This is a genomic window from Gluconobacter sp. Gdi (genome assembly GCF_014132155.1).
In the GTDB taxonomy this organism is placed as follows: Bacteria; Pseudomonadota; Alphaproteobacteria; order Acetobacterales; family Acetobacteraceae; genus Gluconobacter.
Map to the genome: position 1 here is coordinate 234979 of NZ_BLJQ01000005.1, position 16155 is coordinate 251133.

General features: G+C 53.9%; 12 protein-coding genes and 1 pseudogene. 1 reads left to right on the plus strand and 12 read right to left on the minus strand.

Going from position 1 to position 16155, the window contains the following annotated elements:
• Positions 1–423 precede the first annotated feature (423 nt).
• Positions 424–2355, plus strand: a complete 1932-nt coding sequence (locus tag JN414_RS11375) for a Hint domain-containing protein (protein WP_202207975.1) — start codon at positions 424–426, stop codon at positions 2353–2355.
• Between the two features lie 114 nt (positions 2356–2469).
• Here JN414_RS11375 and JN414_RS11380 read toward each other — a convergent pair.
• The 12 genes and pseudogenes from JN414_RS11380 to JN414_RS11435 form a co-directional block, all read right to left on the minus strand.
• A pseudogene (locus JN414_RS11380) lies at positions 2470–2817 on the minus strand (transposase); the annotation flags it as partial.
• Between the two features lie 186 nt (positions 2818–3003).
• The gene (locus JN414_RS11385) at positions 3004–5580 is read right to left on the minus strand and encodes a TonB-dependent siderophore receptor (RefSeq protein WP_202207977.1); all 2577 of its coding nucleotides are present in this window, start codon (positions 5578–5580) and stop codon (positions 3004–3006) included.
• A 114-nt stretch (positions 5581–5694) separates the two neighbouring features.
• Complete coding sequence (locus tag JN414_RS11390) at positions 5695–6963, minus strand: ArgE/DapE family deacylase (protein ID WP_237390019.1); 1269 nt, start codon at positions 6961–6963, stop codon at positions 5695–5697.
• Positions 6964–7075: 112 nt separating this feature from the next.
• On the minus strand, positions 7076–7804 hold the full coding sequence (locus tag JN414_RS11395) for an amino acid ABC transporter ATP-binding protein (RefSeq protein ID WP_202207978.1): 729 nt from the start codon (positions 7802–7804) through the stop codon (positions 7076–7078).
• Entirely contained in the window at positions 7801–10689 is a 2889-nt protein-coding gene (locus JN414_RS11400; RefSeq protein ID WP_202207979.1) for an FAD-dependent oxidoreductase, read from the minus strand. The genes JN414_RS11395 and JN414_RS11400 overlap by 4 nt, the downstream gene beginning before the upstream one ends.
• Positions 10689–11420, minus strand: coding sequence for an amino acid ABC transporter permease (locus tag JN414_RS11405; protein WP_202207980.1), 732 nt, complete (start codon positions 11418–11420; stop codon positions 10689–10691). Before JN414_RS11405 ends, JN414_RS11400 begins: the two co-directional genes overlap by 1 nt.
• Positions 11421–11448: 28 nt before the next feature.
• Positions 11449–12306 carry a transporter substrate-binding domain-containing protein gene (locus tag JN414_RS11410; RefSeq protein WP_237390013.1) on the minus strand — a complete coding sequence of 286 codons (858 nt, stop codon included), beginning with the start codon at positions 12304–12306 and terminating at the stop codon, positions 11449–11451.
• 1 nt (position 12307) lies between these two features.
• Positions 12308–13198, minus strand: a complete 891-nt coding sequence (locus JN414_RS11415) for a dihydrodipicolinate synthase family protein (protein ID WP_202207981.1) — start codon at positions 13196–13198, stop codon at positions 12308–12310.
• A 26-nt stretch (positions 13199–13224) separates the two neighbouring features.
• A complete protein-coding gene (locus JN414_RS11420) occupies positions 13225–13998 on the minus strand; it encodes an amino acid ABC transporter ATP-binding protein (RefSeq protein WP_202207982.1) in 774 nt (257 codons plus the stop codon).
• The gene (locus JN414_RS11425; RefSeq protein WP_202207983.1) at positions 13985–14638 is read right to left on the minus strand and encodes an amino acid ABC transporter permease; all 654 of its coding nucleotides are present in this window, start codon (positions 14636–14638) and stop codon (positions 13985–13987) included. The genes JN414_RS11420 and JN414_RS11425 overlap by 14 nt, the downstream gene beginning before the upstream one ends.
• Entirely contained in the window at positions 14635–15294 is a 660-nt protein-coding gene (locus JN414_RS11430; RefSeq protein ID WP_202207984.1) for an amino acid ABC transporter permease, read from the minus strand. Before JN414_RS11430 ends, JN414_RS11425 begins: the two co-directional genes overlap by 4 nt.
• Entirely contained in the window at positions 15291–16085 is a 795-nt protein-coding gene (locus JN414_RS11435) for a transporter substrate-binding domain-containing protein (RefSeq protein ID WP_237390020.1), read from the minus strand. The genes JN414_RS11430 and JN414_RS11435 overlap by 4 nt, the downstream gene beginning before the upstream one ends.
• Between the last annotated feature and the right edge of the window lie 70 nt (positions 16086–16155).

Sequence of the window (16155 nt, forward strand, 5' to 3'; positions counted from 1 at the left end):
AGCAAGCAGACTCAAAGCGAAATATCGTAAAAATGGCTTCACAAAAGAAAAGGACAATCTTTACAATTCGACAACAAGAGAACTACCCAATGAATATACATCTATAAAAAAGTAATTTTATATCTTTTTAATATGTAATCCTATAGAATTATATAGATACAACATTATAATATAAACAAAACATATAAATATAACTAGAACATATAATTTTTATTGAAATAACTAAAAATATAAACATTGTGTTTTTATAAATTAAACTAAATATAAAAACGAAAAAACCAAAAGTTCAAGGAATCGTGATCGTTTTTTGCTTGATGTTTATTGCTTTAAGAAATTTTAGACGTTAGCGTCTGGTTTCTGCAAACGTCCCAAGCATGGCCATTGTTCGTGTTTGCGAGAATGAAGATTTTAAGGAATAAAATCATGAGTAGTGCAGGAACTTATTATACGTATGTAACTGACGCTGAAGGTAATCCTATTCTGGATACCAACGGCAATAAACAGATTGAAACAACCTGGACCATTACTGAAGAGACTGGCCTATTTGGTGCCAAGACAGGAAACTCGACAGTAACAGTTCAGGATTCTTCGGGACAGACCATTCAAACGCTTACTGGCGTCCCGGACGGTCTCTTGGCTGCACATATCCAGACTGGAGCCAACGCTACAAATGGTAGCCTTCTGAGCGTCCTGGGTGGCCAATGGGTATCCGTTCCTGGATCCAGCGGGACGATTAATATTGTTCTTTCGGTCTTGTCTGCCCCTACTTTTACAATTGGCGGCACGACAGATATCAATTTCGTAGTCAATGCAGCAACCGCTATCACCATAGATATATATGGTGGAACGGCTTCTTTCTCGGGCGGCTTAGTTGCCGGTGCCCTAAGTGGTTCTACCATTAATATTGGCTATGGCGGAACTTATAATGGTAATACGCAACTCATCAGCCTTCTTCAGGGTACAACAGTTAACTTTACCAGCGGCAGCGGGACCCTGGTTTTAAATGGTGGCGGTGTTTTCCTAAACTTATCAGGAACATCAATCACCGGGTATGACCCCAAATACAATACGATAGAAATTGAAAACACAGTCGCTCCAGTTTCGGGCTATGTGATTTCTGGATCTGGAACGTCCCGTACCATTACGCTTCAAGGAAGCGACGGCCAGGATATTGCCAGTTATTCCGTAACTCTTGCAGACGGCGCCAATGTTCCTACAGGTACCTTCGATAACGCTGCAAACTCACAGAATTTGGCAACCAACCCTTTAAGAATCACTTATTCTAATGGGAACACATATATTGGTGCCTGTTTTCTGGCAGGAAGCATGATCAAAACGCCAGATGGCGATGTCGCCGTTGAAGAAATTTTGGCTGGTGACAAAGTCATTGCATTCGATTGGAAAGAAGGCAAAAACGTCGTTCGTCCAGTTGTGTGGGCTGGAAAAACACAGGCGAGTATTCGCTATGGGCTGCCCGACGATGAAGCTGGTTACCCTGTACGCATTCTACAGAATGCGATTAGCGATGGCGTTCCCTATAAAGACATGCTGATCACGCCAGAGCATTGCCTCTTTTTTAATGGCAAGTTCGTACCTGCACGTATGCTGGTAAATGGAGAGACTATTTTTTATGACAAAAGCATTACGTCATATGAATATTACCATTTAGAAACGGACCAACATTCTGTTATCATATCAGATGGTGTTCTCACGGAAAGCTATCTGGACACAGGCAATCGCCATACCTTTCGGCAGGAAGGAAATGTAGTGAATTTTGGAGGGCCTGTAAAAAGCTGGGAAGGCGACGCAGCGGCACCTTTGGATGTTGACCGCTCCTTTGTTGAGCCCCTGTTCCATCAGCTTCAAGAGCGAGCCAACAAAACTGCACAACTGTCGAAATCTGCAAAGCAATCCAATTTAACAAGCAATTCAGATCTTCATCTTGTTACTAATAACGGTACTGTTATTCGCAAGGCTCGTGAAGCCAACGGGCGTATGGTATTTATGATACCGGCCAGTGCCAAAACTGTACGCCTCGTGTCTCGTGCATCGCGCCCGTGCGACACTATCGGCCCTTTCGTTGATGACCGTCGTCAACTTGGAGTCCTCGTAGGCCAAATTACCCTTTTCGAAAACAGCCATTCCAAAAATCTTACGGATCACTATACCTCCGGAATTTTGGATGGCTGGAACAATCTGGAACAGGAAAATTTGCGCTGGACGACTGGAAATGGGTTTCTTGATTTGGGTAAGAGGTCTCCTGACAGTATTGCAATACTGGCTATCCAAGTGTTGGCCAGTGGCCCTTATTTGTTAAATGATACAACAAAAACAACCAGCGCAATTACGGCTTAATTCTAAATCCACAAGTATCCTTGCCCCATCCTTAAAAAGATGGGGCTAATCCAACTATCAGAAAAAATTTATTCCATTAATTTCCGAAGACACTCCAAGGTCAGGACGCATTGATCAGAGCCAGAAGATGACAATGGCAGCGAGTACAATGCCGGAGAAGAAAGTTGTGGGGCATCTGTCGTAGCGGGTCACAACGCGGCGGCAGTCCTTAAGACGTCCGAACATGATCTCGATGCAGTTGTGCCGTCTGTAGCGGCGCCTGTCGTTATTTGACAGCCTTGTTCCGGGACTTTCGGCCCGAGATGCAGGGCTTGATGCCCTTTTCCTGCAAGGCGTCCCTGAACCAGTCAACGTTATAACCCGATCTCTCGGCATCAATTGTGCTGCGGCAAGACTTTCCAGACGGGTATTGACACCGGTATAATTACTGATCAGTCCCTTTTCCATGAAGAAACTGAGCGGTCATATGCCCTGACCGATTTTAGGGTAAGTCGCATCAATCATGATGCTCTACTTTCCTCGCAACTAGGACGCCCATCATCTGAGCGAAAATCGCCGTGGCCCACCAATGACACATCTGTCGTATACTTCGAAAAAAGAAAAAAACGAAGTGGGTCAGTAATGACCCACTCCCCCATAACTCTTTCTTCAGAGCGTGAAGTTGATACGTCCATAGTAATAGCCACCCGTCATCGGGACCTGCGATGAGAAAGTATCATACGGATTGGCGCCAAGCTGGTTCAGTTCGCCTGGCAGCTTACGCGGTCGGATATTGAACACGTTATTCGCACCTACAGCGACATGCCAGCGCGAATTAAAACGATATCCAATCTCAAGATCCGTCAACCACCGGGGTGAATTCTTGAACTGGGCAAAGCAGGAACTGGACTGGGCAAGCTGCTTTCCGTCGATCGGGCAGATTGATGCTGTTGGCGTCCAGTCCTGATACGTCATCATCCCAGTCGTCTCGCCGTAACGCGTCTGACGAACATTGATATCCCAGTTTCCAACAGTCCAGAGAGCGTTCAGAATAATCTTGCTACGCGGATACGCCGTAGTGAGATACGCAATGTTCTGAGCGTTCAGCAACGGAGACCCCGTTGAAGACATACCGTTATGCGTCAAACGCGTGCGGTTCAGATCCAGTGCCATGGACAGCGTCAGATTACCATAACGATGCAAGCGGAACATATAATCCGCCTTGATATCAAGCCCTTGCGTCCGTGTGCTGGCTCCGTTTGTGAAGTAATAGGTCTGCACGGAATTTTCAGAAATCTGTGTTAAGGCTGGTAGCGAAACACCCATTCCTTCAAGAGCTGCAATGGCTGGTGCTCCCGTCACGTTGCCGCCCTGAACAACACGGTCACGAATGTTGATCTGGTAAACATCCGTTTCGATATGAAATCCATCAATTGGTTCTAGTACGATACCACCTGTCGCACTGGTGGAACGTTCAGGCTTCAGGGGTGTGGCGCCCGTCGCACGCGCTTCGGACGACGAAACTGGTAGCAGCCCCAGAACTGATGTCGGGCCAACGTTAATGGCACTGTAATGCTGCTCGGCCATCGTTGGCGCACGGAAGCCATTGCTGATGGTCGCACGCAGGCCAATGCGGCGGGTGATATCGTAACGGGTTGAAACCTTGCCGTTCTCGGTATTGCCGACATCGGTATAGTGCTCAAAACGACCGGCGAAATCCAGATCCCAGTTCTTCAGCGGGTGGAAATCACCATCCAGATATGCCGCCCAGACATCACGGTCCCACTTGCCCGCATCCTGCGGCGTCAGGCCAGCGAGGGCCGAAGTTCCCCCATATTCATAAGATGCGGGTTCACCAGCAAGGATAGTATACTGCTCAAGCCGGTGCTCACCACCAAATGCGAGCGTCATCGGCACGACATTAGCGATATTAAAATTCCGGCGAAAATCGAGATTATTAGTCCATTGGGCTAGTCGGAAGTTCGATGTCCGCACAGTGGTCGGTGAGTAGCCCGTTGTCGCATACATGTTCGGGTTGGTCGTATTCTGGTTGGAAATCTTATCCAGATCCTCGCCCCATGTGCTGCTTAGATCCCAGTCGAACCCGAAGAGATGACGCCCCTTCAGACCGAGGGTTGCCGCATAGTCATTCTCGTCGATCGTCTCCAATGGCGAATAGCCATATGGGAAAAGTTCCGGATTACTCGCGCTGCTCCCAGAAGGAATACGATAGTTCTCGTATGCTTCGGCATGACGGTGCGCGTAAGTGACCTGACCGTAAAAATCGACGTTGTCCGTCAGCTTCTTGCCGAAATCAATCCCGAGGTTCTCCCGCGTCTCCTCGGGCGTGCTCATGATCTTGTTGGAGTTCTTGGGAACCTTGACCGACCCCGTGTAGAGCTCGTTGGCAGCCCCTGCCGGAACATAACCGGCCAAGCGGTTATCTACCGTGTTGGTTACGAAATGATCCGTATGGTACACTTGCCCGGAAATATGAAGATAACCGTCGCGCCCAAGCTTCAGACCTCCGTCAGCATTAAGCTGATACTGCCAACCGTCCCCATTATAAGCATTCGCGCCAGTCTGGGCGCTCATGTTCAGCCCATGATCCTGCTTTCTGGTAATGATGTTCACAACGCCGGCAATGGCGTCGGAGCCATACATTGCCGCAGCACCGTCCTCCAGCACTTCGATATGATCGATCATATTCGAAGGAATCATGTTCAAATCAACTGGAGTGGCACCAAAATTCGGCCCGGCATCAGCATTGATGTTTGCAGTAGTATGACGCCTTTTGCCATCTACCAGAACCAGAACCTGATTCGGATTAAGGCCCCGCATTCGGATGAATGACGTCAACGCACCTGCGTCATTGCCCATCGTACTCATGTTGATGGAAGGATAGGTTTTCGTCAGGGCCTCAGCCAGATTCATCATGCCAGACCGACGCAACGCAGCTCCAGAAAGAACTGTGATGGGACTTGTGCTCTGACGAGCATGGCGGTTGGTGGCGTGAGTACCCGTGACGATCAGACCTTCTTCACCACCAGAAATGGACTTTACTTGATGAGCACGGGCCAGAGCCTTCTGGGCAGCGGGACGCACGGTTGCAGTCTTTTGGGGTGCCTTGTGCGTGGGCGCTTTCACCTGCCCTGCTGGCACGCTCATCGTTTCAGCCAGAAGCGGGCTGGTGCCGAAACTGACTGAAAGGAAGGTGGAATAAAGCGCAAATTTCCTGATGTTCATAATCGGCTCCATTGCCCTGCCCGCGCAGGGATATCAGTCGGTTTTTTCAAGGCGATGCGGAAGTCTTCTCAAACGAGACTCTTTCCGCGTCGAACATTCAAAAGACGTTAAGGATCACGCAGCTTCGGAACGCAGGAGTTGCGAGAGCGCCCCTGCAACCACTTTTGTCGCGCGTCGCATGTCTTCGAGAACCACGTGTTCGTTGGCGCGATGGCCATTGGCATCCTGTAGACAGCGCGGCCCTGCCCCATACAGAACAGTCGGACAGCCCCAATTGCTGTAGATCCGTGCATCGGTGAAGAGCGGCATGCCTTTCTGGGCAATCCGTTCGCCAAAGGCGGCTTCCGCAGCATCCTGTAATGCTTTGATCAGCGGTGCCTGACCTTCTGTAGGCACCAGTGGCAAAGCCAGAAGATGTTGCGACACAACACACTCCACACCGGGCATATCTGCCGCCTGAGCAATCACGCGCCGCAACTCTGCTTCAACGTCAGCAGCCTGTTCGTCAGGCAATATCCGGCGTTCCAAACGGAACTGCGCCTGGGCAGGCACAACGTTGGCGGCAATGCCTCCCTCAATTGTCCCGATCACAAGCGTAGGAGAGTCGATCCCCTCGATGGCACTTCGATGTTCAGACAGACCGTCACGATAAGTATAGAGCGCTGTCATCACCCGACAGGCCGTTTCGATCGCATCCGCACCTGTTTCAGGCCAGGCAGAATGCGCAGACCTGCCCGTGAATATGATATCCAACTGAAGGCTACCATTGTGGGCGATCATCACATCATAGGTAAAACCAGCGCTGATGACGTAATCCGGCTTGCTCAGCCCCTCAGAAAGAAGCCATCCGGGACCGACGTGACCACCTATTTCTTCATCATAGGTCAGATGGAGTTCAACCGTTCCTGACAGATCGGTACAGACTTCCCGCAAAGCCTGAAGCGCGAAAGCATAGGTCGCGAAATCAGACTTTGAAACCGCCGCACCGCGCCCATACAACCGTCCATCCTCAATAACACCCCCATAGGGATCATGAGTCCATCCGTCTCCCGGCGGGACTACATCACCATGTGCATTGAGGGCAACGACCGGCCCAGATCCATCGCCAAAGCGCTCCCGAATGATCAGATTCGTGGCACTCTTCATGCCATACTGCCCCACAACGCTGTGTGGAACAGGATGACACTCGACCTCAAAGCCAAGGTCTTTCAGGCGCTCAGCCGAAAAATAAGCATGCGGCGCGCAGTCGCCGGGTGGATTGTCCGAAGGAACACCGACGAGCGCCTGCAGGAAAGGAACCTGCCGCGCATCGAAGTCACGATCAATGACGCCACCGAGGCGATTGGCCACCGTCTTTTCACAACAGGAATCGTTTCCCAGCATAGCGCCTCCCATCGGATCTTCGTTCCGTCCTCGGTTCATATTCTCTTTGTATACCGAATGAATTCGATCAAGAAGCGGAATGTTACGCCCATGCGAAAAATTTTTAACTTTTTTACGAAACCTCTTCGAAGCGTAGAAAAGACTGGGCACGCGGCGAGCATTTTCCTGCAAAGAAATCCTCCGCCGGACAGTCATCAACAATCTCACCCGCGTCCACGAACAGGATCCGTGTCGCTACCTGGCGTGCAAATCCCATTTCGTGCGTCACGCACATCATGGTCATTCCATCGCGCGCCAATTCTGTCATGACCTGAAGGACTTCCTGAACCATCTCTGGATCCAGTGCGGAAGTTGGCTCATCGAACAGCATGACATCCGGCTTCATCGCAAGAGCCCGTGCGATCGCTGCACGCTGCTGCTGGCCACCTGACAACGCAATTGGATACTTGCTCGCATGACGCTCAAGACCAACACGACGCAACAACGCTTCCGCCAAAGGGCGGATTTCGGCGCTGTTACGCTTCTGCACAATGCGCGGCGCCAACATTATGTTTTCCAGAATGGTCAGGTGTGAAAACAGTTCAAAGCTCTGGAAGACCATCCCCGCCTTCGCCCTTAGCGCCGAGTGATTGGTCTGCGCTGAACGAACTGCCATTCCATCCACGTAGATCTGGCCGCTTTCGAACGTTTCGAGCGCATTGATGCATTTGATAAGCGTGGATTTCCCAGAACCGGACGGCCCACAGACAACTACGACCTCCCCTTTGGAGATCTTTGCCGAACATCCTTTGAGCACCTGAAAAGCACCGTAGGATTTTGTCACCTTCTCAAGTGTGATCATGACGGATTTCCATAAAAACGGATTGGAGAAAAGATCCCCAGATCAGCCCGCTCGCAGCGCCCCAACAGCATGTCGGCCACGTGACGACCCATGGCAGGCGCCAGCGTCACGCCGTTGGCTGTCACCGCCGTAAAGAAGCCCGGAACATCCGGGCTTTCCCCAAGAATGGGCGCCCCATCGACATCAATGTTCATGGCAGCCCAACTCCGAACGATATTAACAGCAGCCAGAGCCGGAACCAGGCGCTGAGCAACCCACAGATTGCCTTCAAGATTTTCCCGCAGCGGACGGGGATGACCATGCACAGGATCGAGGCCCGCACTCCAGCCACCGCCGATCAATAGCGAGCCATTCGCCGCCTGCTTAAGCGTCAGGTGACGGCTCGCATGGGCAAGAAGAGAATGTACCAGCGGAGCAACAGGTTCAGTGACAATCATCTGCAACGGAGCTCCAAAAACAGGCAGTGTCCGTCCCACAAGCCCTGCGACCTCACCCGCATAGGCACCCGCCGCATTCACCACGGCACCAGCCGACCATCTCCGCGCGCCTGCCCGGACGGCAAACCGTTTGCCTTCACGATCAATCGCGGACAGCGGCGTCAATTCCTCGATGCACACGCCTGCCTTGCGGGCGTGCGCCAAAACGGCCTGCGTGGCAGCCATCGGATTGATCTTACCTTCCTCGGAACAGTACGCTCCCCCAAGAAACCCCTCACGCAGATTGGGTTCGATCCGCCGCAATTCATCCGGATCCAAGATCCGTGCATCCACGCCCAAAGACTGCTCGACCGCAACCTTGCTCCGCAGGCGCGTCATGTCAGCGTCTGTTTCCGCAACGACCAGTCCTCCGCAGATCTTGATTTCCAGATCCCGGTCAAACCGGCCCCGAAGCGCCTCCCACATTCTGATCGACTCACGCTGCAGTGCCAGTGTCCGGGCAGGCATAGACGGCCCATCACTGTCTGCACTTGCGTCGAAGGCCATAAGTTGAGCATGCAGGCTTCCCGCATTCCCTCCCGAGGCCATGGCTCCTGCACGCCCCTTTTCCAGCACCACGACGGACTTTCCTGCTTCAGCCAGAAAAAGGGCTGCAAAAAGTCCGACGATCCCAGCCCCAACGACGACGACATCCACCATTTCGTCAGAAATTTCGGGTGTCCGCAGCGGCGTTCCGAGACCCGAAGGAATGGTCACACGACGGTGCCCGCGCCACTCAGGCTTCTGACGAGCTAGCGCGGACACTGGCACCGGACGCAATGGAACTTGCGGCGCTGTAAAATCGCGCTCGCTGGTCGCAGAAGGCAGAACTGCCATCAGTGCCGCCTGACAGAAACGTCCCTGACAACGCCCCATTCCCGCCCGCGTCGTGCGCTTGAGAGTGGCCAGATCGTTAATGCCATCTTCTGCCATCCGCCCCAGGACGGTCCCCGCTGAAACGCATTCACATCGACATAGAACCGTTTGGCCTTCCGGTGAGGGCAACGTGATGACAGGACTGTAGAGTTTCCATAGAAGAGATTGGAAACGTTCGCTTCGCCGATAGATCCGCAGGGCCCGTTCCAAGCCCTTCGAAGCCTCCCGTCGCTCCAGTTCCAAAAGTCGTCCCGCACACAGTTCGCCCTGAGCCTGTGCAAGAAAAGCCCCGCCAAAGCGTCCCGCTTCACCGATAATGAAGACATCGTCCTGATCCGTGCGCCCGTCGGGAGTACGCCCGGTTTCAGGATGAATGACTGGCCACGTCCGCACCTGCTGTTGACACCCCAGCAGCCGGGGCAATTCTCCCGCCGGGACAAAGCCGTCACCAAGACAGACCGTCTGTATATCCAACCAACGGTTTTGACCGTCCACGTTTCGTACGCAGGCTCGTTCGACACGCTCGTTTCCTTCAATGCGTGTCACGACACTGCTCCACAGCACGGGAACTCCAGCCCGGCGAAGCGTCAACAGATGCTGCACACCAGCAAGAGCCAGCCGTGGGGAAGCCACTGAAAGCTGGCCAGTTAGAACAGCCCGCGTCATAGGATCAGGCGCGGCTTCCACGACGGCAGCCACCTCAGCACCCCGCCTGACCAGTTCGGCCGCAAGCTGCAGATTGAGCGGACCGTTTCCAGCGACAAGAACCCGGCCGGGCGAAACCGTCTCATAGGCCCGCAGTAATGTCTGAGCAGCACCGGTTGTCATCACGCCCGGAAGCGTCCAACCGGGTCTGGGTTGGGGTGTTTCCTGCCCACCAGTCGCTATGACGATCCGCTTTGGCCGAATATAAAACGCTTCACCATCCCTGAGACCACCGATGACGAGCGCACCTTGTTCGCGATAGGCACACCAGACGAGCGTATCGTGCCACAACTGCGCACCGCTCTGCTGCATGGCTTCAATCAGCGCCCGCCCTCGGCGAGCCTGACTATCCTGATGCTGCGGATTTACGGCATTCTGCTTGAAATACTGACCACCCGGAATATGCCGCTCGTCAAGCAGCAGAACATCCAGCCCCCCCTGAGCCAGTTTTGTCGCTGCGACTAAACCTGCTGGCCCCGCACCAATTACCAGAACGTCACATGTATGCTCGACCAACTGGTTCTGTTCGCCATCGATAACATCCGCAGCCAGTGCCTGCGCGATTGTAACATCCGGCAGGCGTGCATTGCGATGGACCACCATTCCTTCTCGCACTGGCGTCATGCATCCACGGAGGGACATCCGCCCGTCCACGTTTAGCAGACACTCCTGACATGCCCCAATGCCGCACAGCGGTCCGCGTGCCGAACCATCAGGTGCTACGCGATGCACAATCTTTCCCGCCGCCACCAAAGCAGCCGTCAGAGTCTGGCCTGGCTTCGCTGAAAGCGTATTGCCATCAAACGTGAAACTCAGAGTGTCAGCCATTAGCGCGCATCCTGTGTGCTGACAGGCAAACTGATGATATCTTCCGGGATCAGACGCTGCTGTCGGAGATACGGACGCTCAGCATAACGCTCAATCCGGCGCTGAAGAAAATCCCACGCTGTGGTCATTAGTAAGTAATACAACGCCGCTACCGAAAACAGCTCCAGCACCATGAACTGATCCTGCACAAGGATCTGGCTGCGTTGCATGAGTTCTTCCATGGAAATAACGGACGTCACGCTTGTCGTTTTCAGCAGGCCATTCACTGAATTGCCCAAAGGCGGAATAACAAGGCGAAACGCCTGCGGAAATGCGATACGCCAAGCGATCTGTCGTTCGCTCAAACCCAGCGCGCGCGCTGCCGCAATCTGCCCTGCAGGCACGGCATTAAGTCCCGAACGTATGATTTCTGCCAGATAGGCCGCTTCATTCAGCGTTAAGCCGATAATCGAGCACGCCATTACGCTCAAACGGATATCCAGCTTAGGCAATCCGGCGTAGATTACCACAAGCTGTACCAGCAAAGGCGTGCCCCTGAAAAACCAGACATAAAAGCGCGCAGGCCAAGACAGCAAAGGGCGGCGAGATCGTTTCATAAGGGCAATAATAAGACCCAAAAGAAACCCTAGCACCATCGCGACCGCCGTCATGTAGACGGTGAGAAGTGCTCCGCGAAAAATATACGGGCTGCCGAGATAGGTGAAGAAGCCCTGCCAACTCCAGATCTGCATGTCGATGCCCCGTTTCAGCGTATGAAAATTAGCGTGTGTTGTCGGAAAAATGAGGCTTGGAAACTGTGATGTGCCCCGGGAACGGAGCAACGCCATAAGGCGCCATGAGACGGGCCAGCGTGCCATCCTGCCGCATACCTTCCAGAACTGAGGCCAGTTGCTGTGCCAGCGCCGGATCGCGGAGCGCTAACGCTACCGGTGTGGGATACAGCCCCGCCAAAACAGGCCGGACGCCTCCCTGATGAGCATTGCGCTGCGCTACAGCATCAATGGAAAGTACGGCTGTAATCTGCTTTGCCCGCAAAGCAGCGAAGGCAATCCCAACATTCTGGAACGTTTTAATTTCAAGTCCTGGCCGGTTGCTCGCTCGGAGCGCCTGATCTGCTTCGCGTGCATGACGCTCTTCGATCCCCCCCATTTCCACCCCAACTGATTTGCCGGAAAGGTCCTCAAGTCGGGCGGGACGAAGGGTCGTATCGTTATTCAGGGATACACTGATCGCCTGAATCTCGTAGGGGATCATCTCCATCAGCTTTGCGCGCTGAGACGTATAGAACATTCCAGTGTTGATAACGTCCCAGCGCTTTTCGAGAAGGCCAAGCGTGAGTTGCGCAAAAGAGGTCGAGAGAAAGACCGGCTTCAGACAGAGCCTGCGAGCCAGTTCGTCTCCCAGTTCCATCCGCATACCGGCAATCCGCCCATCTACCGTCACATATTGCAATGGCGGCAGCGTTGGATTGGTCGCCATGACAAGCTGACCTGGCGAAATCAAGCCAGGGACTACAGTCGGGCATGGTGTGGCCTGCGCTGCCTGCCACCCGAAACACAGAACCGCACAGAACAGCCCTTTGCCTCGCAACACGTGTGACAGAGCCCCCTTAGCCATTTCAGGCACCTTCTTCGAACCGGAGGCCCAGATCCTTAACAATCTGAAGCGCACGGGCATCGTCCGCAGCCGGCAGCGGCAGGCGCGGGGCACGTGGCCCGCCAACATCGAATCCCATATGTTTCAGGAGAGCTTTCGTCCCCGAAACATAGCCCTGCCCGCCTACGAACTGGATCAGCGGCACATGGCGGAAATACATGTCCCGTGCTTTGCCAATGTCCTTGTACCCATCACAGAGATTAAAAATCTCACTCATGACATGTGGCGCCACGTTGGACGCGACAGCGACCCAGCCGATCGCTCCTTCAAGGAAACTCTCGAAGCCCATAATCCCGCCAAAAACTGATAGCCGATCACCACACAGACGAATGATGTCCCGTACGCGGGTGACATCCATCGTGGATTCCTTGATCAGGCAGCAGTTATCAATATGCGACAGACGCGCCACCAGTTCGGGCTTAAGGTCCACATTTGCTGTTGCCGGGTTGTTGTAAAGCATGATCGGCAGACCAATCGCATCCGAGATACGGCGATAGTGAACAAAGAGTTCATCGTCTGTTGGCGTGGAGTAGAATGGCGGAATGATCATCACGCCATCTGCACCCAGACGCTCGGCCTCTTGGCTGTAGCGGATCACGTCATAGGTGTTTTCTGCACCCGTGCCGATAAAGACCGGAACACGTCCTGCGGCTTGTTCGATCACTGTCTGTGCAACAAGCGTGCGCTCATCATCCGTCAGTGACAGGAACTCTCCTGTGGAACCGAGCGGAATAAGACCAGCGATCCCTTGAGCAATCTGCCAATCCGTGAAGCGTCGAAGCCCCGGAACGTCAATACGTCCCTCGCTGTCATACGGCGTGATCATGACGGTGTAAGTGCCACGAAATTTCATGGATTTTTCCTTTATTACTCGAGACATCATTGTTGTGGGCCAAGCTGGCCCACGGGCAGACCAGCCCCGGGGTCACTGCCATGGGCATTCATGAACGCTGCGATATCGGGCTCTTGCGCGGCCTCTCTCAGGCCTTTGCCCACAGCCCGAACGCGACCCTCCTCCAGCAGGACGATCCGATCTGACAGTGACGAGACGACACTCATCGCATGCGAAACCTGAACCACGGTCATGCCGTCACGCGCGAGGTCGCGCAGCAGCACGCTGACTTCATGAACCTTCCGCGGGTCCAACGCTGATGTCGGCTCGTCCAGAAGCAACAGCGAGGGCCGAAGCATCAAGGCACGTGCGATGGCAACACGTTGCTTCTGACCGCCCGAAAGGTCTGCAGGCAGCGCATCCGCCTTGTCGCCCAGCCCCAGCCGTTCGAGCAGCCCGCGCGCCTCATTCTCAGCCTCCGTGCGCGTTCGTTTCGCCACGACGGTCGGTGCAAGGGTCAGATTGCGCAACACTGACATATGACCAAAGAGGCCGAACTGCTGGAAAACAATCGCCGATTGGTCTCGCAGGATTTTTGCAGCGCCTGCCGCCGACATATCGACGACACGACCATCCACCGTCATGCTTCCCCGCACGACAGGTTGCAGCCCTATCAAGGTTCGCAGCAGAGTGGTCTTTCCTGAACCCGAAGGCCCGATGAAGCTGACGATCTCCCCGCGTTCAGCCACAAACCCGGCCTCCCCGAGCGTCTCGTTCTTTCCATGACGGACACAGACGTCCCGAACATCAATGTACGGCAATGCGTTTCTCCAGAAGACGGCTCAGACAGGTCAGCGGATAGGAAATAACGAAATAAACCAGCAGTACCGCGCAGAAGACCTGCGCTGACGGCAGCCCGCGGCTGGAAAGGATCACACCGGCCTGGCTGAGTTCCACCACGCCGATCTGCGAGGCCAACGCTGTGTCCTTGATAAAGAGCACCAGATATCCCACAGCAGGTGGAATAACGGCCGACATCGCCTGTGGCCCGATCACGTACCGCCAACGCGCCCAGGTTGGCAGGTTCAAGGCCAGTGCAGCCTCAACCTGTTCAACCGGGACCGTATTGATCCCGCCATGCAAAATTTCGCAGAGATATCCCGCTGCGATCAACCCGATTGAGCAGATCGCCACTCCAGTTGCTGAGACGTCTACCCCTGCCATTCCCGTACAGAAGAACAGAATATAAAGCGTCACAATGAACGGAACTCGCCGGATGGTCTGCACATATGCGACCGCCAGAGCCCGAAGCGGGAGCAACGCACGCCCTGCTGAAAGCCGCAGCGCCGTCAGGAGAACCGCTCCGACGATCCCCAGACATCCTCCACCAAGAGACAGAACGATCGTCCGCAGCATCGCGTGCAGCAGTAGCGCCATGTCATAATGCGAGAACGCAATCATACCATGCGCTCCATTGTGCGACGACACAGCACAAAAAAACCTGTCAATGCAAAGGACAGTACGGCGTACAAACCGCCGGTCACGAGCATGACTTCCAGAATGCGAAACGTTGTCGATCCGATATCATAGGCACGGCCCGTGAGGTCCTCGACACCAAAGATAGACGCCATTGCACTTCCCAGAATCATGATCTGAAAGTGATTGGCCAGTGCCGGGAACATCGTGCGTCCGACATGCGGCAATATGACCCGCAGATAGGTCTGACGACGGTTGAGGCCCAGCGTCAGAGCCACTTCATGATAGACTGGGGGCACCCTTGCCATACCAGCCCCAAGAATATCCGCCAGATACGCAGCCGCATTCAGCGTCATTCCAATGACAACGGACAGAAACGGTGACACCATCAGTCCCATCAGGGGTAGACAGTAGAAAACCGCAAAAATCTGAGAGAGCTGCGGTGTATTGGTCAAAGCTGTGCTGAAACTGCGGCTTGCCTTGCACCAGAAGCCCTTATTTTCAAACCGCAAAACGACCAGAAGAACAGCCAGAAACAGCCCCAACCCAAAAGCGAGTGTCGCAATCAAGACTGTGACACCGACACCACCCAGCAAAAAAGGCAGCCGCAACAGAACCGGATGAAAATTTAGCTGACTCATGGAACTGCCTGCGCAGAACCGGGGTCGAACCATTTGCGATAAATCGCCTCAAGCCGCCCGTCCTGCTCCATTGCTTCAAGCACATGATTCACGTCCGCTCGCAGCGTCACGTCTCTACGGGCAAGGCCAATGCAGTCCTCCCCGACAGGCGGTGCAAACCCGCGAATGACAGTCCACTGAACCTGTGATTGCACCGGCAAGTAATGGCCAACATATTCAATGACATCAACCATCGCATCTCCCCGTCCCTGCGCAAGAGCCCGAATTGCATCCGCGTAGCTATCCAGAAGCAGCATCGGCGCTTCTGGAGCATGCTCCCGCAGATACGCCACAGCCGTTGATCCTCGGACCTCCACGAGCTGGTGCATTCCTGAAAGCAGATCAGTAAACGACGAAATACCTCGCTCTTTTGGCGCAATGATTGCGAACTGCTCGGTATAAAGAGGATGGGAAAACGCGATGACCTGCGCTCTCTCCGGGGTGCGCGTCAGCCCGCCTAGAACGATATCAACCTTCCCTGCCAACAGATAGGGAATGCGACCACTGGATGACAGCGTGACAAACCGCGGTTCTACACCCAGCCCCAATGCAATGGCTCGCCCAACATCGACATCATAACCCGCCAGCTCGTTACGGACATCATATTGCCCCAAAGGCGGCAATCCGGCTTCCACGCCGATATTGATATGACCGCTCGCCCGGATGGCAGCGCTCTCCCTCGCTTCGGCTTTACCGAAAGCAAGAACACTGCAGACAGCGCAGAATCCCAGAAACTGGTTGATCCGGATCACTCTCAAGAAAGGTTTCCCTGATGCTGTGCGACTTTAGGGTTGCGGTTGTCAGATCACTGATCTAATTCGA